Source organism: Candidatus Methylomirabilota bacterium (assembly GCA_003104975.1).
Lineage (GTDB): Bacteria > Methylomirabilota > Methylomirabilia > Methylomirabilales > Methylomirabilaceae > Methylomirabilis.
On the sequence record PQAM01000010.1, the window covers coordinates 224514 to 245165 of the forward strand.

Here is a 20652-nt window from a genome sequence, read left to right on the forward strand (position 1 = left end):
TCCAGTCCTCATCATAGGCGAACCCGCCCCATGCGACAAGCGAATTTCGCGCGTGCAGCCTCGCCTATCATCGCGTCGCAATTCACAATACTGGGCGTCATTCCCGCGCAAGCGGGAATCCAGAAACGCACTGGATTCCAGAGCCTGTCCCGGACTCGATCCGGGGCCAAACCCGGAATGATACGCTGCCCTTGACGTAGGTGGTCATGTATCGCATTGCGTTCCAGGGAAGAAGAGACCAGCCTGAGCCAGGACGTCAAGCGCGCGAAGCGGCTTGCCTGGCCCTGCAGCGTTCACCAGCCAATAGCATGTCATTGAAAATCTTGACAAGCCAATGGAAACGCCGGAGAATCGCCGCAACCGTCAGAGACTATTACGAATAAGGCACAAGGGTGACCAATCTACTCAATCGTTCGGTAGTGACAAGTTCATGAGTGAAACACCTAACGACGGCTGGCTGCGCCTCCTCCATTCCTGGTCGGAGGAACTGTTGTCGGCGACCGACCGGATTCACTATCTCATCGGCAACCGCCATCAGCTTACGAAGGGCAGTTACCGGGAAGCGTTACTTCGCAGACTTCTTCGCCGTGTTCTACCCGATCGGTTCCGAGTTTCGACGGGGTTTATCTATCGGTGGAGCGAACAGCCCACCCGCCAACTGGATATCGTAGTCTGGGACGCGCAAAGATGCTCCGCGCTGTTGGAAGAAGGCGAACTCGCGATCCTTTCTGTCGAATCCGTCGCTGCGATCATCGAGGTGAAATCGATCTTGAACGCTGCGGAACTACGCGACGCCCTCGCACTCTTGAGCCCGCCATGGTGGGTGAATTGGCGATACACCTCGCAGAGTTCTCGTGCTGGCCTCGTGCAACAGGTGCCCGATGTTCCGTTTCGTGGAGTCTTTGCTTTCACCAGTGATTTTGGCAGCGGGGGTACCACTAGCAGCATATTTTCGGAGCTTACGGAATTCTATCGTGAGCGGTTCGGCGAGGATGCCAAGAATGCGTTAGAGCATTCCGGGGAGGACTTGCGATGGATAAATATGGTTGATGCAATATGCGTTGCCGACGGACCCTCTTTGGAACAAACACATGTGATGGTTGAGTGCGAGCACGGATCCTACAACGCTCCGGGGTTTGCTGCGTACGGCCAGCATCCGACTGGCGCTCGCGTGTCGATTGGCCGGTTTTGCATGTATCTGCTCCGGCATTTAACTGGCTGGTTCGGAGCCGAGGCGGCTCGGAAGACGCTGGATTCAGCCGCGGCTGTAGAGATTCCCGGTGTTTGCTCCTTCGGGCGCTTTCCCGCGCGTCCGAACCGTGTATGCCTCTTTGGATCCGAGGTTCCTTCCAAGTCCTTGTGGTACCCGGATCCTCCGCTATGGGACATCTCACCTGTACAAGAGGAATGAACGCTCACTAAAGGGAAAGGTACGGTCCAACAAAGGCCATGGGCTTAACGCGCAAAAAGACGCGTGGCAGTGAGGGCTAGTGTCGGCTGCAGTAAACGCATTCCCCATGGGAGGCGAATCATGAGATTGTTCCTCGTTACATTCTGGTTCCTGTTGACATGCTCGGTTGCTGCAGCTCAGGAACAAAGCGAACAGCCGAGGAGACCGGCCACAAAACTCGAAGCGTTCCAGGCGCGAACCGGTGTGGTGTTGATCCGTGGGTACACACCCGTTGGAATGATCCGTGGTATTGGTGCCACCATCACGGTAGACGCCAGAGAGTTTCGCGACGCTGGGAACCCGAACTCACGCGCCACCGGCATCTCGATAGCGGTGAAAGAAACCGGCCGTCTGGAGCGTGAAAATACGTCGTTTGTAGATGCGGACGAGATCGAGTCGCTGCTGAAGGGTATCGAATACATTGCAAAGATAAGCAGAGACGCCACGATGCATGTAAACTTCGAGGCAGAGTACAGAACGAAAGGAGATCTCCGCATTACGGTTTACAACCAGACAAGTGGGAAGATTTCGGCGGCAATAACAAGCGGGACGATCGGTCGTACGCAGGCCTTCATCGAGATGCGAGATCTGGAAGACCTTCAAGGGTTCATTACCGAGGCAAGGGCCAAACTCTGAAGATGCAGGACTGTCGAACCTGAATGAACGCGACGGCAGCTTCTCGCTCCTGAGCCGCGCAGGTTATCATGTGCGCGGGACAGTCGCCGTCAGGATTTGAGGCTTAACTCATGGCACGATTTTTCCCCAGGGTAAACAAGGAGGCGGTACCCTCGATGGTCTTTGTGGATGGTGAGAACCTTGCCGTCCGGTACGGCAATCTCCTGCGCTCCAAGTCTGAAAGCGCTCCAACACATGTGATCTACGAGCCTGGCGTGTATGTATGGTCCACAGGTCTCAATAATATATGTTACTGGAATGGCGTTATACGCCGCCACTATTACACCTCAGTAGGGGGTGACGCCGCCAAGATTACAGAAACCATTGACATGCTAAAGGCCGCTGGCATCCAAGCTCCGAACGTCTTCAAGAAGACAAAGAACAAGGGGTCCAAGCGAGTAGACATTTCGCTGGCTACGGACATGCTCACGCATGCTGCTCGAAAGAATTACGAGATTGCAGTGCTCGTAGCAGGCGACGAAGACTACGTGCCCTTGGTCGAAGCTGTTAAGGGCGAAGGTCGGCGCGTAGTTCTGTGGTTTGTCTCCGACGGCCTTAGTCCATCACTCAAAAGGGCTGCCGACTTCTTTGCCCCCCTTGACGAGGTGCTGCTGTCGCCTAACATTGACCCCGGATGGAAATAGAACCGTCTAATCAATAACCCATACGTGGGTGGCGCACCCATGGCCATAAACACGTCCCTTTGCCTCCGTCATTGCGAGCGACCAGCGGGAGCGCGGCAATCTCACCGTGGTTGTCCTGAAGGACTGTGAGATTGCTTCGGCTTCGCCTCGCAATGACACGAGAGACTTTCAAAGCAATAAGGATCGAGACGACCGCGGCGCTGGATCGGCATCGTCTCAAGCCAATACGCGAGCAGCCCGAGGCGGCAGGGCGGCGTCGAGAGGGGAGAGGTTGGGGGGTTGGGCGTTAGCGAATACGAGAGAACTAGAAGCAGGTCGTCAGAAATAAGTCAGAAGCCTGTCTGCGGCGCTCTTAGAGAATTGACTAAATCGCCATACGTCTCGCGGCCGTATGGTATGCTATCTGAGAGGAAGTGCGACCACAGTCAATGCGCAGAAAAGTGAGGGAGTATATGAAGTACAAAGTCGTTCTTCGGGAATCTGAAGAGGGGTTCAGCGTTTCATGCCCTGGCTTACCAGGGTGCTGGTCGCAGGGGAAAACAGAGGAGGAGGCCCTTGCCAATATCCGCGAGGCCATTCGGGAGTATTTGGAGGCCCGTGACGCGGTGATGAAGGACCAGGAGACCCGCGAGGTCGAGGTGATCGTTTAACCGTGCCGAAGCTGCCGGGTATCAGTCACCTTCATGCGGTGCGCGCCTTTGAGAAGGCAGGATTTCGGATCATTCGTGGAGGCAAGCACATCATGATGTCCGATGGGATCCGCATCCTCACCATCCCGCGTCATAATCCGGTAAACGCCTACACCATGGGCGGGCTCGTGGTGGACGCCGGCCTGACGATCGATCAGTTCAAAGAGCTACTACGGTGAAATAAGAGAGTCGTCGTTGCAAATAAGGCGGTGTAACAGGAGAGGGGCCAGAGAGGCGCTTTTATCCCGATAACGCTTGCTACCCGCTACACCGAGATGGCTTCGCGGTCCATTTCGATTTTTGAGACCCGATATCCGGCGCGTTCGACATCGCAGATCGCCGAAGCGATAGCGGCCTGCAATGATTCCGCCGTGCGCTCAAACAGCAATTCGATGCCGTCGGCATGTCCACGGATCGACGCATCAGTGCACCCTGCGTTGCCCAGCGCATCGGTGGCATCGAGGATGTCATCAGGTGTTAGGGCCGACGTTCTGATAATCACGGAGAATTGATACGCGGTCATCCTTAAGGTCTCCTGTTACGCTTATACACCAGCGCACCGGTCCACCGTGCGTCGAATGTCTCGCGCGTGCTTTTCGGGGTTCCTCGGGGTAGAATAAATCGCCATCCAGCACGCTCGATGTCCCAAGGAGCAGAAGATAACACCCCACGCATGGGCACGCGGACCGGACTTTCTGATCGTCCATCCTTGCTCTTCCGCGTATTTCAAAGCTTCGCGAATGTACCGATCCGCATGGTTAGCCACTGGCATCGCTGATCTTCTGGCTGCTGGTGTCTCGAGCGTCGCTATTATAGCACGCCTGCATGATCGAGCGAAGCGAAGGCGTCGTAAGTGACAAAAATAGGAGGCTGAGCCGGAATAGGCACCCTTCGAGAAAAGCGTCACCAAGCACCTTGACGCTACCGGGTAGATGCCGCTAGAATTGCATCACAACGATGCACTATCTGCAACATTGTAGGAGGCGCCAATGAAGGCAATCACATTACGAAACCTTCCGCCTGAGCTTACCCGGATCATCCGCCGGAAGGCCGATGAGCAACATGCGAGCATCAACAAAGTGGTCATCAGTCTTCTGGAAAAAAGCGTGGGTGTCCGAGGCAAGAAGCACGAAATGGTCCTGCACCACGATCTGGATGCGCTAGCCGGATCATGGTCGCGCGAAGAGGCAGCCGCCTTTAACAAGGCCCTAGCTAAGCAGCGTACCATTGATCCGGATCTGTGGTGATGATGCGGGTGATAGTCGATACATCGGCCTACTCGGCGTTTATGCGAGGTCATCAGGACCTCACGCATGCACTCCAGCAGGCCGACGAAATCTATCTCAATCCCGTTATTATAGGCGAACTGCTCGCCGGTTTTATGCGAGGACGGCACAGAAAAAAGAACCAAATGGAGCTGGATCAGTTCGTGACATCACCACGGGTGAGCATCGTGGATGTCAATGAGGAAACCGCCGAGAGGTACGCGGTGATCCTCAATGCGCTCTGGAAGGCGGGCACGCCGATACCTACCAACGATATCTGGATCGCGGCCAGCGCCATGCAGCACGGGTGTCGCCTTTTGACTGTGGATGCGCATTATCAGAAGGTCGACCAAATCCTCGTGGAGTATTTTGAGGTCTACTGATACTATGCGAAGCTGAAGTGGAGGCACGCGAGGACGGTGCAGTCAGATTCGATTAGAGTGAGCGTGATGTGAGGCCGAGCGGTGTACTATCTGACAAAACTGATTGTGACCTGCGCGCTGATCGTCGCCATCTCCGAGGTGGCCAAGCGAAGCTCCCTGGTCGCGGCGGTCTTGGCCTCACTCCCGCTGGTGTCGGTGTTGGCCATGGTCTGGCTGTACCTGGATACGCGAGATGTTGATAAAGTGGCGGGGCTCGCGCGCAACATCTTCTGGCTGGTTATCCCCTCGTTGCTGCTGTTTTTCAGCTTCCCGATTCTGCTGCGAGGCGGCATCAACTTCTTTGTCAGCCTTTCCGTCTCCATTGGCGTGACGGTAGCCGGCTACTTCCTGATGGTGCTTGTATTGCAAAAACTTGGGGTCCAGCTCTAGGGCGACTTACCCGGAGAGTCCATGAGGAAGGCTGAACGAGCAAAAGGCATGAGACATTTCAGCGGCTGTACAGGAAAGCCTGAATGAACACCGAATTTCTTCACCCCGCACAGAAGCGCCGGTACCGATTGACGGTGGCCTGCGTTGCAGCGGTCGTTTCCCTTATTGCAGCAGGGGCAGCACTTGCGACCGTACCGGCGGTCAGGGATCACCTGTGCTATGAGCACCGGATGAATATGTTCTGCTCGATCTCTCGGATCGGCGAATCTGAGATACAGGTATTTGCGTGGTATCCGGAGGTGAAGCCATTCGACCGGACCGCTCTGGCGCCTCGCAGAATTCTGTCCGAGATTCCCCCTCACAAGCAACGTTCATACGCCGGCAGTTTTCCGAGCGGAACACGCCAGTGGCTGTACTGGGACGCGCGACTCACGTCTGGTGCGGCGCCGGGCCGCCCCATTAAATTTCTGGCTCAGTGGACGACGTATAATGCGGGTGGTGATGCGGTCGCGGGCGGTATCATTGAGGCTACGTGGGGTGCGGATGACCCAACGGTCAGGATTGTCGGCCCTGCAGACAACGATCCGATTCGTACCGTCGGTCAATTCCCGCCTGGCCACTATGGGCTTGTTCTGAAGGTATATGGCAATCAACTGGCCGAGTCGGAAGTTCGCGGCGGATTCGATATCTACTGATGCTTAGACCGTCAGCCCCTCTTCTTGGCGCGGGATGTGGCTCCGGAGTCGAGGATGTCGCCGATCCACGTGAAGGCGGCAACCGTTGTAGGCAATCCGATGGTCGGCATTCCCAGCAGGACCGCATGCCTGATCTCCTCAGGCGAAGCACCCGCCTCAAGCGCCTTCCTGACATGAGAATGAACCGCCCCTTCTGACCGGATCCCGATCGCCATCCCGAGTTGGATCAGCTCCCGCATCTTTGCCTCCAGTGGACCCGAGGCGTTCGTACGCTGCATGGACCTCCGGGAATCGTTGAGTGAACTGCTGAAAGGGGATCGGCAACTTCGACCTCGGCATCGTTGTTCTCCTTGTGCGGCTTGCTATGAGCCGTCTCGTCTGTAGGACACCTATCGTCTTCGACACGCATAGCCTCTCCGAACGTACCCGCATGATATCTTCCCATTCGCTATGCGTTCAAGCGATATGATTGGTTCCGGGGTAGGGGGCTGACCAGTCGAGCAGACTACTTGTTATGAAAAATGTACTATAATAATTTTAGACACGCGCCGACAGGCCGAGGCTATGCCGGTCGTTGGAACGGAGTTGCCACATGGCTGCCGATCCGCCACGAAAATACAGGCCACTGATCTTTCAGATCTTCAACATCAACAAGATCTTCGGCCGGCTTTCTATTCGGGCCAAGTTGATCATTGCCTTCTGTCTGTTCGGGGTGGTTCCGGTCGCCGTGGTGGGCGGGTACGGGGCGGTACATTCCTTCCGCCTCCTGAATGCCGCCACCCAGGATCGTTTGAAGAGTGGGGTTGCCTCGAAGGCCGAGGAGGTCGCGCGATTTCTCAAGGGAGTGGAAGGGGATGTCGTGTTCATGAGTCAACTCCCCACCCTCCAGGCTCTCATCAATCTCCCACCTGAGATCAGGCAGGAGCGATCCCTTCTTCTGTCCAGTCTTGGTCAGGAATTCCTCTCCGTCTCTCAATCCCATAAAAGCTTCTATCAGATCAGGTACATCAATGAATTAGGGAAAGAGATGGTCCGGGCTGAGTTCGATGGGCAGCATCACTACCTCGTCCCACCGGGCCGCCTCCAGGACAAAGGAAATCGATACTACTTCCAAGAGGCCATGGCCACCCCACCGGGCACCATGTATATTTCCCCCATGGACCTCAACATCGAACGGGGTGTCGTGGAGGTTCCCCACAAGCCCGTGGTCCGCTACGCGGTCTCATTAAGAGATGCCCGGGAACAGCGGCGCGGCATCGTCATCGCCAATCTGTACGCCTCTCAGATCCTCGATCCGATTCTGGCCCTTCGAGAGCAGAGGGGGGACGTCTCGGTTGTCCGGTCCGACGGTCTCTACCTCTCACGTTCGACATGGATCGAGTCCGGCAACAATGCGGCAAGGTCGGGTGCGCCTCCATTTCCAGCGTGGTTAGCCTCTTACTCCGAACGGCTCCGACCCAGTCGGAATGTGGGCGGCCCAGCTTCAGCGGAGTGGCTCTCGAAGGATTTTCCGCCGACAGCGGCGACAACGATCCTCTCGGGAACGACCGGGATCGTTGTTCAGTCGGGCCTCAAGGGGAGGATCGTGGCCTTTGCTCCCATCTTCCCCAACCGCGACCGTCAAGGGGAGTTTTGGGTCGTCCTCCACAGCTATTCCAAAGCAGAGTTTCTGTCCTCCACCCGCTCCCTTCAGGTGCTGGTCCTGGTGCTGGGCGGGGTGGTGTTGCTTGCGGCTGTCGGAATGGGTGTGGCCGCTGCCAGACATTTCACACGCCCGATTATCGCGTTGATCCGCGGGGCCAAAGCCATCGCGCAGGAAGATTTCGATCGACCCATTCAGATCGAGACCAATGACGAGTTAGAGGATCTGAGTCGTCAATTCAATCGAATGGCCGTCGACCTGAAGCAGCGCACGATACAGCTTCGCGAGGCGAGGGCAAGTGCCGAGCGAAAGGCGCAGGAGACCCAGGCGCTGCTTCAAATCCAAACCGAGATCATGGGCCTGCCTTCGCTTCCCCAGGTCCTACAGCTTGTCGTGGATAAGACCCGCGAGACGTTGAAGGCGGATGTGGTTGTTCTGTGTCTCGACGAACCCGGGGTCGGGTATAGGGTGGGGGCGACGAGCGGCGCACCGGAGGTTGTGCGCCAAAAACCAGGAACGGTCCTTGATATGGCGACCTGTCCGAAGGTCGTGGACCCCGAGGCCGACTGCCCGGTCGTTGCGCATGAGATCCTTCTACCCACCCATATTGCGGTACCGATGCGAAGCGGGAATCGGATCATGAGCGATCTGTGCGTTGGGTATCGAACCGCGCGTGCTCTGGATCCGGATGAGATGGAATTCTTAAGCGGGCTGGCCAATCTGGCGGCGGTCGCGATCGAAAACGCACGGCTCCAGAGAGAAGTTCGAGCATTGGCCAGGCTGGAGGAACAGGAGCGGATCGCGGGAGATCTTCATGACGGGATCATCCAATCGATTTACGCCACAGGCCTCAGTCTCAAGGAGTGTGTTCGCCTCGCTGAGGAGGATCCGCAGCGGATCAAGCCGATTGTGGAGATCTCGATCCGCAATCTGGACATGGTGATCCGTGATGTCCGCAACTACATCATCGGCCTGCAGTCGGAGTGGCTGCAGTCATCCGGCCTCAGTCGCTCCCTCGCCGACTTGGCGCACGGCCTGTCGCTGAACGGATTGATCGATGTGCAGTTAGACGTGGAGCCGGACATCGACGCGGTACTGACGCCCGAGCAAACCGGCCACCTCTTTCAGATCTGCCGTGAGGCCTTGACCAATGTCGTCAAACACGCGGGCGCCTCAAAGGTTCTGCTGACCCTCGCGAGGTCCGACGGACAGCTTCGCCTGAGGGTTGAGGACGACGGTCGGGGATGTGATCCGACTCGGTGCTCGGGTTCCGGGCACGGCCTTCGCACGATGGAGGAGCGGGCGAAAAGGTTAGGCGGTGTCCTACGGGTGGAAGGAGCCGAGGGCCGTGGGACCAGGGTCACCATGGAATTCCCGCTGAAGCGGGGGGAGCGGCTGAGATGAAACGAGACACGATAGGGAAGAAGATCGGCGTGCTCATTGTGGACGATCACCCGGTCGTCAGGGTCGGACTGCGATCGTTGCTGAGCCGCGAACCGACCATTGAGGTGGTGGGTGAAGCGGGAACGGCGGCCGAGGCGGTGGCTCAGGCGGCGCGGCTGCAGCCGAACGTCATCATCATGGACGTGCGCTTACCCGACAGCAGCGGGGTTGAGGCCTGCAGGGAGATCCGGAGTGCCGATCCAAAAGCGCACATCATTATGCTGACCTCCCATGCCGATGAGGACGCCGTCTTCAACTCGATCATGGCGGGAGCCGCCGGCTACCTGTTGAAGCAGGTCTCGGAACCGGAACTCGTGCAGGCCATCGAGACCGTCGCAACCGGACAATCGCTGCTTGATCCGGCGGTGACGCACAAGGTTCTGGAGAAGATCAAAAGGCTCGCGACCGGTCGAGGTATCAGTGAGATCTCTCAGCTTTCGGCCCAGGAGCAAAAGGTGCTGGCCCTCGTCTCTGAAGGCATGACCAATCGGGAGGTCGCACGCGCACTCGGACTGAGCGACAAGACGGTCAAGAACTATCTCTCCCACGTCTTCGAGAAACTCAACCTCTCCCGCCGCGCGGAGGCGGCGGCGTTCTTCGCCCGCCACCATATGAAGTTGCCCTGATTTCCCCTCTAGGGCCATTTGGCCCTAGTCGTACTAGGGTCGCTAATCTTATTGCTGTTCCCCATCCCGCACTTGTTCCCCTTCGTCTTCCCTCACATACTCTGGGCATGAAACGATCTGTGATGGTTGTGCGCGGCGTCGTTGTGTGAACATATTTTCACATAAAGGGGCCTGACTGTGAAAAATTGCCATACGACAACAACCGAGTGTGACGGCGTGAGGGTGTTGTTGCTGTTGACGGCTTCGCAAGCCGGTTCTGCTTTACAATTCGCGCGTTGTCGAGAGCAGGGCAGGCCATCACAAAGGCACAAGATCGTTTGGCCTGGCGTTTGCACTGTAAGACCACGACCGACAACGGTGTCGGTGATAGTCCTACACGGACACGGTCAAAGCGAGGCAAGACACGCGATCGTATACGACCAATGTCCCTCGCAACGTGTGCACGAAGCAGCATGAAAGGACACGCGCGATGAACGGAGTCCTGCACCCTCTATCCGTACACCTGCCCATCGCCCTGCTGTTTATGGCTTTTATGACGATGGGGTATTGGCTGCTGAGAGGGCTGGCCACGTCGGTTTTCGAGAACCGGATCTACAGCCTCACGCGCTTCAATACCGCCGCCGGAGTGGTGTTCGTCCTCTTGTCCATAGCAACGGGATTTCGGGATGTGCTGGCGGGGTATTGGATCGCGTTCCACTCCCCTCTGGGGAAGTGGCTGTACGTCAAGGTTGTCTTGGCTCTGCTCATTGTGATCACCTATAGCGCCTTCCTTTGGCAAAGCCGGAAGAAGCCTCAGTATCTGCAAGAGGACCCAAAGATTTTGACGTGGTGCCTTACCACGCAGTTGGTGGGCTTCCTCCTGCTGGTCATCGCCACGGCGCTGGGGACGATGCTGGTGTTCTATCCCCACATCCTCGCGCAACTCGGATGAGGCAACGACATGTCGCGCATGACGCATCGACGGATGAAAGGAGAGCTCGCATGACACGAATACCTGCGCAGATCGTGGTGCTCGGAGGAGGGTTCGGTGGTCTGTATGCGGCCATGACGCTGCAGCGAGAGCTGGCCGGCTCCGACGTGGCCCAGGTCACGCTGGTGGACCGGCGCAACTATTTCACCTTCACCCCGTTCCTGCCGGAGGTGGCGGCCGGCACCCTCGGTCGGGTGCATGTGACGTATCCCTTGCGATTCCTGGCCCAGAAAGGCCGGTTTTGTTTCGTTCAAGGGACGGTGCAGGATTTTAACCTGGCCGAGCAGACGATCCGAACGGAGACCACCACCCTTACTTACGATTATCTGATTGTATCCCTCGGGGGCGTACCCTCTTTCTTCGGCAACTCGCACATTGCCGCGCACGCGCTGACGTTGAACTCGATCGACGATGCCCTAGCCATCCGGAACCATGCCATCCGGTGTTTTGAACACGCTGTCGTCGAGTCTGATCCGATCCGCCGGCGTCAGCTTCTCACCTTCGTGGTCGCCGGAGCCGGCCCCTGCGGGGTTGAGGTGGCCGCTGAACTGCGCCACCTGATCCGGACGGTCCTGCTCAAGTACTATCCCGTGGACCCGTCGGAGATCAGGATCCTGTTGGTTTCCAAGGGCGATCGGATCCTTCCTGATTTCGCCGGCGAGCTGGCCGAGACCGGTCAGAAGACGCTGATGAAGCGGGGGATTGAGGTCCGGCTGCACACACGGGTGACCGGCGCGAGCATGGAACATGTAGAGCTGAATGATCACGAGCTCATCCCCACGCGGACCCTCATCTGGGCGGCCGGCGTCACGGCCAATCCCGTCTTGGCCAAGCTGCCCGTACCGAGGAGCCCACAGGGAGGCATTGTGGTCGATGAGTTCCTCACGATCCCGGCGTGCCCGGAGGTGTACGTCATCGGGGATGGTGCCTCGGTCGTGGACCGACGCCAGGGGCGCCCGTATCCGGCCTTGGCGCCGGTCGCGATTCGCCAAGGGATCCGGGCCGCGGGCAATATCCTGAATATGCTGCAGGGGCGGATCCGAGAGCCCTTTCGGTTTGACTTTACCGGCAACATCGTGGGGCTCGGGTGCGGGATGGCCCTGGTCAATCTGCTGGGCCTCAAGTTCCATGGTCGGTTGGGGTGGTGGTTCTACCGGATGGCTTACTTGCAGCGATTGGTCAGCTTCCGAAATAAGGCGTCCCTCACGCTCACCCTAGCGCTGAATGCAATCTTTGGTCGTGATATCTCCTGCGAAACCTGGCCCGAGGCCGACCAGCGCGCGCTGAGCGGCAGGGTATCCGCCGGCGCTCCGGGATTTGGACGCGCCGGTCACCGTGTGTCCACCGCTTCAGTTCCGGCAGTCTGCCCCCTATGCCGCGCACGCGTTGATGTCCAGGGACGCTTTGCTGCGCTCCCTGCAGCATCGGACTGAGTCACGGTTGCGGGAGTGAGGAATTTTTTCAGTAAACGAGTTGGGCTGGGCGTCGTGGCTGCCATTTTTCTGGTGGCCGGTATCGCCCTCTACGCCTCACGATCGGGCGATGCGGAACAGCCTATGCGCTTCAGTCACAAGGCCCATCTGAAGGATGCGAAGTGCAAGGCCTGTCATACCCATTACGAGAAACAGGCGGCGGCCGGGATGCCGCGGCTGGAGCACTGCATGGACTGTCACGAGGGAACCCAATCGAAGCAGGCTGAAGACGTGAAGGAAGAAGAGAGGCTGGCCGGCTACGCGGAAAAGCAGGAGGAGATCCACTGGGTCAGACTATACCGGATTCCCGACCACTCCTTATTCTCTCACAGACTGCACGTCGTCAAGGGAAGACTCGAGTGCAAGACATGCCATGGCCCGATAGAGGCGAGCGAGACGGCTCCGCGCAGACCTGCGCAAGCGATCAGCATGGACTGGTGTATGTCATGCCACAAGGAGCGGCATGTCACCAATGACTGTAATACCTGTCATCGGTGATTCCGGGGACCACGGTCGATCGCCCTTCGACAAGCTCAGGGCGAACGGAATAAGCAAAGAAACGTTGGACTCACTACATTAGGTGAATCATGACTGCCATGGACGACTGAGATGAAATTAAATCGTCGCGATTTTCTGAAGCTCTCGACCGCGGCCGTCGGCACGCTGGCGCTGCCGGGATGCGGCCTTGAAGGGCTGATCGAGAGCAAGAAGGCTCAATCGCCGTGGCCGCCCGGTCCTGAGCAATGGATCGCCTCTGTCTGCCAGCAGTGTCCTGGTGGCTGCGGCATCAGCGTCAGGGTTATCGACGGCAAGCCGATCAAGATCGACGGCCTTACGGCTCATCCGATTAATCAGGGCCGCTTGTGCGCCGTGGGGCAGTCGGGTCTCCAGGCGCTCTACGATCCCGATCGCATCAAAGGGCCGATGAGGCGGCTGGGCGGGAGGGGCTCGTCGCAATGGCAGAGCCTGAGCTGGGACGACGCAATCCGGATGGTGGCGGAGAAGCTCACCGAGATCAGGGAGCGCGGCGAACCTCATACGGTGGCCATCCTCGCCGGGCAGGTGCGCGGCCTTATGGACCGACTACTGGCCAGATTCCTGGAGGTGTACGGGTCTCCGAATTACATCCGCACCGTCGCCGACGGGACGGCCAAGGCCGTCCTGCTTACTCAGGGGATCGAGACGCTGGTGGGGTACGATCTTGAAAATTCGAACTTCATTCTCTCGTTCGGCCACAGTCTGCTCGAGACCGGCTGGTCGCCCGTCCTGGCCCACCGGACGTACGGGTATCTGAGGCAGGAGCGGCCGGGGACCAAGGCGAGCATTGTTGTCGTGGAGCCGCGCCTGTCGCTCACCGCGGCGAAGGCCGACAAGTGGATCCCTATCAATCCGGGTACCGATGGGGCGCTCGCGCTTGGTCTTGCGCACGTCATGGTTCGAGAGGGCCTGCACGATGAGGTGTTTGTTCGGGGGCAGACGTTCGGGTTTGAGGACTGGCGCGACGGTCAGGGCGTCTCTCATCTGGGCTTCAAGTCGGTCGTCTTGAAAGACTACCGACCGGATGCGGTGTCGGCGATTACCGGTGTGCCGGTCGAGACCATCGTCGAGCTGGCCAGACGGTTCGCTCGGGAGAAGCCGGCGGTGGCGCTGGCCGAGCGTGGGGCCAGCATGCACACCAACGGCCTGTATACCCGGATGGCCATCCATTGCTTGAATGCACTGGTGGGAAACCTTCAGGTCCTCGGCGGAGTCGTGCTGCCGGCCGAGGTCCCATCGGCGCCATGGCCTCCGGTGCTGGGCGATGCCGTTGCGAAAAGGGGACGATCGATGTCCCGAATCGATCAGGCCGGCAGTCGTCGTTTTCCTCTCGCATCTCACGTTGCCTCGCAGCTTCCCCACAGCATCCGTCGAGGTGAGCCCTACTCGATCAACGCCCTCTTCTTGTACAACACGAACCCGATCCATGCCTATCCTGATGCCGTGGGGTTCGCACAAGCCTTTGACAAGATCCCGTTCATTGTGAGCTTCTCGCCGTACATGGATGAAAGCACGGCGATGGCCGATCTGATCCTTCCCGATCACACCTATCTGGAGCGATGGCAGGATGACCCGATGCTCCCTGTGATGAAGAACCCTGTCTTTGGGATCAGGCGGCCGGTCAGCAAACCGCTCTATGAGACGCGACACACCGGTGATGTGCTCATCGGAATCGCCAAGGCGATGGGCGGCACAACTGCCGCGGCGCTGCCGTGGGACGACTTCGAGGGGATCATGAAGGGGGCTGCGAAAGCGATCTTCCAAAGCGCGAGAGGCACGCTGTTTCTTGGCTCACCCGCCGACGGTCAGCCCGCGGCGTCGCCGGCACCGAAGACGCGGCCGACCCGCTTCGGATCGTTTGAGGAGTTCTGGAAGGCACTGGTCGAGTGCGGCGGATGGTGGGATCCGGTCTATCCGTTCGACGGTCGCCGCAGTTCCTTGAAGACCGCCTCCGGAAAGTTTGAGTTCTACTCGCAGCACTTACGGCGAGTCTTGGAGCGCGCCGCGGCAGGGAAGTCGGTGGACGATCTGCTCCAGGAGCTGGGCATCGCTGCCCGGGGAGACCTGGCGTATCTGCCACACTACGAGCCCCCCCGGTTTGTGGGATCAGCCCAGGACTATCCGTTCCATCTCAATACCTACAAGGGCGCGACCTACGCCGGAAGCCGTGGCGCGCGCCAGCCGCATCTCCAGGAGATTGCAAAAAACCCGGTAGGCCTGCCATGGGATTCTTGGATCGAGGTCAATCCGAAGGCAGCCAGGCAGCTCGGGATTGCCGATAAGGACTGGGTCTGGGTGGAGTCACCCCACGGCAGGTTCAAGACGCGGGTGCGCCTTTATCCGGGAGCGATGCCTGATGTGGTCAACATGCCGCTTGGTCACGGGCATACGGCGAATGGCCGATGGGCGCGCGGAAGAGGGGAGAATCCCAACCGGATTCTCGGCGCGGAGTGGGATCGGTTGGCCGGATTCGTCGCCTGGTATGCGACGCGGGTCAGGCTGTCGAAAGCGTAAGGGAGGGGTCAATGCCACGATGGGGGATGGTGATCGATCTGGATAAGTGTGACGGCTGCCAGGCCTGCGTGGTGGCCTGTCGGACGGAGAACAATGTCCCGGTCGCCGGGCCGGAGGAAGCCGAAAAAGGTCGAGCGATCTCTTGGATCGAGGTGCCCACGACCATCGAAGGGGACTATCCGAACGTGAGAACCCGCTTCATCCCGCGGCTCTGCATGCACTGTGATAACCCGCCTTGCACGGCGGTGTGCCCCACGGGCGCGACCTACAAGGATGAGGAGGGTCTGGTCGCGCAAATCTATCCGAGTTGCATCGGTTGTCGCTACTGCACCAGCGCCTGCCCGTATACGGTGAAGTACTTTAACTGGACGACACCCGAGTGGCCGGATCAGACGGATCATTTTAATCCGGACGTGGCCGTCAGACCGGTAGGGGTCGTCGAGAAATGTACGTTTTGCCACCATCGTCTGCAAAAGGGCAAAGAGCAGGCGAAGATCGAGGGGAGGGAGCTTCGAGAAGGAGATTATGTGCCGGCCTGTGTCCAGGCCTGCCCGACCAAGGCGATGTACTTCGGTGATCTGGACGATCCGGAGAGCACCGTCTCGCGGTTAGCGAAGAGCACTCGAAGCTTCCGGCTGCTTGAGGAACTGGGTACGAAGCCCAAGGTTTACTACCTTACGGAAGGAGAGCGTTATGACGGAAAAAAGGAGTAGCCACCAACAAGGTATGGTCCTTTCAGGGCCGAGCGTCCAAGCCGAGCATGACTACAGCAGCCACGCGGCGCGGTTCGAGGATCCGGAATCTGACCTGATTCGGCCGATGCTCACAACCGGGAACGGGTTCTACCGGACTGCTGCCGCATTGGGCGCGGTGGCTGCGTGGGGGCTCTTCGCCTGGCTGTATCAACTCTGGAATGGCCTCGGCACCACGGGGCTGAACCGACCGGTCTACTGGGGTCTCTATGTGGTGAACTTCGTCTTCTTCATCGGCATCAGCCACGCCGGGACCCTGATCTCTGCCATCCTTCGGTTGTGCCAGGCAGAATGGCGACGGGCGATTACCCGGTCGGCCGAGATGATGACGGTCATTGCGCTCTTTTTCGGGGTGGGAAGCGTGGTTCTCGATCTCGGCAGACCGGACCGCGTCTTCTTACTCTTTCGGGACGGCAACATTCAATCCCCATTGCTCTGGGACATGATCAGCATCACCGCGTATCTGACGATCAGCAGCATCTACCTCTACCTCGCGCTGATCCCCGACATCGCGATCCTGCGGGATCGCGTACCGGGGCGCCGTTGGCTCTACCGTCCGCTTGCCCTGGGGTGGACGGGAAGCGAGCAACAGCAGCGGTACTTAAAGGTCGCCATTGGGGTGATGTCCGTCCTCGTGATCCCGGCGGCGCTGCCGATCGATTCCTGGGTATTTGCCATGATCATTCAGCCGATGTGGCACAGCATCATCCTGGGGCCCTACTTTGCGGGGGCGATCTTCTCCGCCATCGCCGCGCTGCTCATCGTCATGGGGGTCATCAGGCGAGCCTACCATCTTGAGAACTACCTCAAGCCGGCCCATTTCACCAATCTCGGCCTGCTGCTCGTGGCGATGTCGCTGATCTGGTTCTATTTCACCTTTGCGGCCCATTTGACCGTCTATTACGGCGGCGCAACGAAAGAGCAGACGGTTTTCTTCAGTAAGCTCTTTGGTCCATATGCCCCGCTGTTCTGGGCCATGATGGCGACCAACGTCGTGATCCCGCTGCTGATCCTCAGCAACAGGCGGACCCGGACGGTGACGGGGACCATTGTGGCGTCGGTTGCCGTGACCGTCGGAATGTGGCTCGAGCGCTTGACCATCGTGGTCCCCTCATTGGCCAACCCACGTCTGCCGTACGCCACAGGCGTGTATCACCCTTCATGGGTGGAATGGTCGGTGACGGCCGGTTTTCTTGCGATGTTCATCCTGGTGTACATGCTCTGCAGTAAGCTGTTTCCCATCGTATCGATCTGGGAGATCCGTGAGGGCAGGGAGAAAGGGTTCGCGGAGGCTCGCGAAAGGATCGAGAGCTACCTCCCGGGTTGGGCGGTCCTCGGGGCGAGGCCGGTCCGAATCCGAAATGATGATGATAGGGTACTTCAAAATTAGAAGCCGGACTGTCGGGAACCGAGGAGGTTCGGCTACACATATCCTTGGGAGGGAGGCGTAGAGAATGAGGATGCCACTGAAGCGGTTCTGTTCGGTCGTAGGCGCTACGACGTTGTTCGTGGTGATAAGTGCGATGTCAGGCGGATCGGCCTTTGGAGCCGATATGGCGAACGCGAAGAAGATTTACGCGGACAAGTGCCTGAAGTGCCACGGGGAGACAGGAAAAGGGGATGGGCCCAAGGCCGATACGCTGGAGACAAAAGCCAGGGACTACACCAACAAGAAGGAGATGGCCAAGTTCACCGATGCAGACCTGATAAAGGTCACGAAGGACGGCAAGAAGCCGATGCCGGGATACGCGACGAAGCTGAGCGACCAGGAGATCGCCGACGTGATCGCCTACATCCGGACCTTTGCCAAGCCATAGGTGTTGTGCGTGCTTCCTTTAACTGACTGGAACGGAGATGAGTAGATCTTATGGTTGTCGGTGTAACTATTTTACGTTCCGGCCTGCGAACGAGGTGCATCTGGTGCTGAGGGGAGATGCGCATGTTACCAATCTTCCCAGTTTATCAGGGGTTACTCGAGGATGAGATTCAAGTCTCCCGTTCTGGCATAGGTCTTGAACGCTAAGGCAAAGACCTGAGGCACAGAACGCTGGTCCGAGTGCAGGATCCTAGCGGGTCAGCGAAAAGAAAAACACACGATGAAGTGGAGGAGGAAATAAAGATGAGCGTGAGGTTCAGAAGGTTTCTCGGCCTAGGGGCGTGGCTGCTTGTTGTCGTCGGGTTGACCGCCCTGCTGTCTGTGGGTCTGGCGCCGCGCACCGCCGAGGCGAAGCCAGAGTATTTCAGCGGCATTGGCGCGTGCTTTGCCTGCCACTCAGCACCCACGCCGGCCACCTGTCAGGGGTGCCACTCGCATGGCACGCATTCGAGCACCGCCATGACCGGCATGAACGTGGCGGGCGCCACCAATAAGACCTCGTACGCGCCCGGCGAACAGGTGAGTGTCACCATTACGGGCGGCCATATACCGTCCGGCACCGCGACCGGCGGGTGGATTCGCGCCATTCTGTACGATCAAACGATGAAAGAGCTGGTGCGCAGTAGCGGGCCGACCCAGGGAATCGGCAAGTGCTGCGGCAACACAGGCTATCCGATCACGCTCACCGCGCCTGCGCCGACCACGCCGGGGACCTACACCTGGAACGTCGCGTGGTACGGGAACAAATTTGATAAGACCGACGCGCAGAGCGGTACCACCGTGTTCGGTCCCCGCTGGACGCCCGATTCCACCAATCCGAACCACGGCCAAGAGATCGTCGCGACCAACAGCTTCACGGTTTCCGCCCCGACGGCGGCCGCCATTTCGCTGAACCCGGCGTCGCTGACCTTCGGTACGGTCAACACCGGCAGCACAGCCACACTGACCGCCCAGATTCAGAACACCGGGACGGCCACGCTCAACGTCACCGGCATCGCGCGGGCGGCTGGAACGAGCACCGAGTACACCTTCGGGCCGGCCGCTCCCCTCACGATTCCCGCCGGGGGCAGCAACACCCTCTCCGTCACCTACACGCCGACCGATGCCGGCACCGACACCGGCTCGCTGGCGATCACGAGCAACGCCTCAACCTCGCCGACCAGCCTGTCGCTTACAGGGACGGGCAGTGTCGCCCCGCCGCCACCCGGTCAACAACCGGCCATCAGCCTGAGCCTCGCCGCGCTGGACTTCGGCACGGTCGCGGTGGGTAGCCCTCCGGCTGTGAAGACGACACAGATCCAGAATACCGGAACAGCCCCGCTTGAGGTGACCGGCATCGCACCGGCTGCCGGGACCAGCACCGAGTACACCTCCACACCGGCGGCGCCGTTCACCGTTGCGGCCGGCGCCAACACGACCCTCACCGTCACCTACACGCCGGTGGACGCGGGCACCGACGCCGGCTCGCTGGCGATCACGAGCAACGCCTCGACCTCGCCGACCAGCCTGTCGCTCACAGGGACGGGCAGTGTCGCCCCGCCGCCACCCGGTCAACAACCGACCATCGGCCTGACGCCGACCTCGCTGGACTTCGGTACGGTCGCGGTGGGCGAGCCAGCCGGTGAACTGGTAACGACGATCCAGAACACAGGAGGAGCCTCGCTTGAAATCACCGGGATTGCCCTGTGCGCCGGGACGAGCGCAGAGTTCACCTGGTCGCCGGGCACGCCGCTGACCGTCGCGTCCGGAGCGAGCGCGCCGCTGAGCGTGCACTATACCCCGGCGGATGCGGGGGCCGACGCTGGGTGTCTCGCGATCGCCAGTAACGATCCGGCCGCGCCGTCGGCGCAGTTGGCAGTCGCTGGGACCGGGGGTATCTCGTCGTCGCCGCCACCCAATCCACAACCGACCATCGGCCTGACGCCGACCGCTTTGGACTTCGGCACAGTCGTGGTGGGGGGCTCGGTCTCGAAGACTGCGACCATCACCAACCTGGGGACCGCTTCGCTGGATGTGACCAGCATCGGCTCGTGTAACGCAAGCAGCGCGGAGTTCGCGTATTCTCCTCTGGCGCCATTTACCCTGGCCCCGGGCGCCCAGCAAACGGTCACGATCAGCTACGCGCCGACCCAAGCCGGGACGATGGCCATGGAGTGCCTGGTTGCAAGCAACGACCCGGCCACACCATCGGTCTCGGTGAACCTGACCGCGGAAGGGGTCTCGCCGTCGCCGGCCGGAGGGCTGAACATCGAGCTCAAGCACTTCCGCGCGACCAAAAAAGTCAAGATCGGCCGGCAGGTCACATTCAGGCTTGACATCGAGAATGAAGAAGACTCGAGCGGAGAGCTGCCTGCCAGCCTGGTAGGGATCCAGAACGGCGTGGAGGTGTACAACGAAACCATCACCATATTCGCCGAGCCGGCGATGGAAGAAGCGAGATGGTCGTTCCCGTCCTATACGCCGACGGCAAAGGGGAAGATCACGTGGATCGTGACCATCGTGGACGACTCCTCCCGTACCAATCAGGCAACAGCCATCACGAAGGTTAAGGGTAAGAAGGGTAACGGCCACTAAATTGCCGAAGGCCCGT

Annotated in this window: 21 protein-coding genes and 1 pseudogene; 19 read left to right on the forward strand and 3 right to left on the reverse strand. The window is 59.3% G+C overall.

The annotated features are described in order from the left end of the window. Positions 1–334: 334 nt before the first annotated feature. The 5 genes from C3F12_07940 to C3F12_07960 all read left to right on the forward strand — a co-directional run bounded on the left by C3F12_07940 (position 335) and on the right by C3F12_07960 (position 3637). Positions 335–1411 carry a hypothetical protein gene (locus C3F12_07940; GenBank protein ID PWB45989.1) on the forward strand — a complete coding sequence of 359 codons (1077 nt, stop codon included), beginning with the start codon at positions 335–337 and terminating at the stop codon, positions 1409–1411. 120 nt (positions 1412–1531) lie between these two features. Then, the gene (locus C3F12_07945; protein PWB45990.1) at positions 1532–2086 is read left to right on the forward strand and encodes a hypothetical protein; all 555 of its coding nucleotides are present in this window, start codon (positions 1532–1534) and stop codon (positions 2084–2086) included. Between the two features lie 110 nt (positions 2087–2196). After that, positions 2197–2769, forward strand: coding sequence for a hypothetical protein (locus C3F12_07950; protein PWB45991.1), 573 nt, complete (start codon positions 2197–2199; stop codon positions 2767–2769). A 452-nt stretch (positions 2770–3221) separates the two neighbouring features. Continuing rightward, positions 3222–3419 (forward strand): HicB family protein, encoded by a 198-nt coding sequence (locus tag C3F12_07955; protein ID PWB46399.1) that lies wholly within the window; start codon positions 3222–3224, stop codon positions 3417–3419. 2 nt (positions 3420–3421) lie between these two features. Beyond that, complete coding sequence (locus C3F12_07960) at positions 3422–3637, forward strand: hypothetical protein (GenBank protein ID PWB45992.1); 216 nt, start codon at positions 3422–3424, stop codon at positions 3635–3637. Between the two features lie 86 nt (positions 3638–3723). Here C3F12_07960 and C3F12_07965 read toward each other — a convergent pair whose 3' ends face one another. Both C3F12_07965 and C3F12_07970 read right to left on the reverse strand, forming a co-directional pair. Continuing rightward, complete coding sequence (locus C3F12_07965) at positions 3724–3981, reverse strand: hypothetical protein (protein PWB45993.1); 258 nt, start codon at positions 3979–3981, stop codon at positions 3724–3726. Between the two features lie 21 nt (positions 3982–4002). Beyond that, complete coding sequence (locus C3F12_07970; protein ID PWB45994.1) at positions 4003–4230, reverse strand: hypothetical protein; 228 nt, start codon at positions 4228–4230, stop codon at positions 4003–4005. 217 nt (positions 4231–4447) lie between these two features. Here C3F12_07970 and C3F12_07975 point away from each other — a divergent pair, with 217 nt between their 5' ends. From C3F12_07975 to C3F12_07990, 4 genes are all read left to right on the forward strand, one after another. Continuing rightward, the gene (locus C3F12_07975; GenBank protein ID PWB45995.1) at positions 4448–4705 is read left to right on the forward strand and encodes a hypothetical protein; all 258 of its coding nucleotides are present in this window, start codon (positions 4448–4450) and stop codon (positions 4703–4705) included. After that, complete coding sequence (locus C3F12_07980) at positions 4705–5106, forward strand: VapC toxin family PIN domain ribonuclease (protein PWB45996.1); 402 nt, start codon at positions 4705–4707, stop codon at positions 5104–5106. The genes C3F12_07975 and C3F12_07980 overlap by 1 nt, the downstream gene beginning before the upstream one ends. An 81-nt stretch (positions 5107–5187) precedes the next feature. After that, the gene (locus C3F12_07985) at positions 5188–5535 is read left to right on the forward strand and encodes a hypothetical protein (protein PWB45997.1); all 348 of its coding nucleotides are present in this window, start codon (positions 5188–5190) and stop codon (positions 5533–5535) included. Positions 5536–5618: 83 nt separating this feature from the next. Further along, entirely contained in the window at positions 5619–6230 is a 612-nt protein-coding gene (locus C3F12_07990) for a hypothetical protein (protein ID PWB45998.1), read from the forward strand. A gap of 11 nt (positions 6231–6241) precedes the next feature. On the opposite strand, the pseudogene C3F12_07995 reads toward C3F12_07990, so the two are convergent. After that, positions 6242–6569, reverse strand: a pseudogene (locus tag C3F12_07995) (carboxymuconolactone decarboxylase family protein). Between the two features lie 253 nt (positions 6570–6822). Between C3F12_07995 and C3F12_08000 the strand changes: the two are divergent. From C3F12_08000 to C3F12_08045, 10 genes are all read left to right on the forward strand, one after another. Beyond that, a complete protein-coding gene (locus tag C3F12_08000) occupies positions 6823–9276 on the forward strand; it encodes a hypothetical protein (GenBank protein ID PWB45999.1) in 2454 nt (817 codons plus the stop codon). Continuing rightward, positions 9273–9941, forward strand: coding sequence for a DNA-binding response regulator (locus C3F12_08005; protein PWB46000.1), 669 nt, complete (start codon positions 9273–9275; stop codon positions 9939–9941). Before C3F12_08000 ends, C3F12_08005 begins: the two co-directional genes overlap by 4 nt. Before the next feature lie 469 nt (positions 9942–10410). Then, complete coding sequence (locus tag C3F12_08010; GenBank protein ID PWB46001.1) at positions 10411–10872, forward strand: hypothetical protein; 462 nt, start codon at positions 10411–10413, stop codon at positions 10870–10872. Beyond that, positions 10869–12344 carry a hypothetical protein gene (locus C3F12_08015; protein ID PWB46002.1) on the forward strand — a complete coding sequence of 492 codons (1476 nt, stop codon included), beginning with the start codon at positions 10869–10871 and terminating at the stop codon, positions 12342–12344. The genes C3F12_08010 and C3F12_08015 overlap by 4 nt, the downstream gene beginning before the upstream one ends. 54 nt (positions 12345–12398) lie before the next feature. Further along, entirely contained in the window at positions 12399–12881 is a 483-nt protein-coding gene (locus C3F12_08020) for a hypothetical protein (protein PWB46003.1), read from the forward strand. Positions 12882–12992: 111 nt separating this feature from the next. Beyond that, positions 12993–15434, forward strand: a complete 2442-nt coding sequence (locus C3F12_08025) for a hypothetical protein (GenBank protein ID PWB46004.1) — start codon at positions 12993–12995, stop codon at positions 15432–15434. An 11-nt stretch (positions 15435–15445) separates the two neighbouring features. Further along, entirely contained in the window at positions 15446–16147 is a 702-nt protein-coding gene (locus C3F12_08030) for a 4Fe-4S ferredoxin (GenBank protein ID PWB46005.1), read from the forward strand. Next, on the forward strand, positions 16128–17576 hold the full coding sequence (locus tag C3F12_08035; protein PWB46006.1) for a polysulfide reductase: 1449 nt from the start codon (positions 16128–16130) through the stop codon (positions 17574–17576). The genes C3F12_08030 and C3F12_08035 overlap by 20 nt, the downstream gene beginning before the upstream one ends. Positions 17577–17640: 64 nt before the next feature. Then, the gene (locus tag C3F12_08040; protein ID PWB46007.1) at positions 17641–18003 is read left to right on the forward strand and encodes a hypothetical protein; all 363 of its coding nucleotides are present in this window, start codon (positions 17641–17643) and stop codon (positions 18001–18003) included. 302 nt (positions 18004–18305) lie between these two features. Then, positions 18306–20636, forward strand: a complete 2331-nt coding sequence (locus C3F12_08045) for a hypothetical protein (protein ID PWB46008.1) — start codon at positions 18306–18308, stop codon at positions 20634–20636. Positions 20637–20652: the final 16 nt, after the last annotated feature.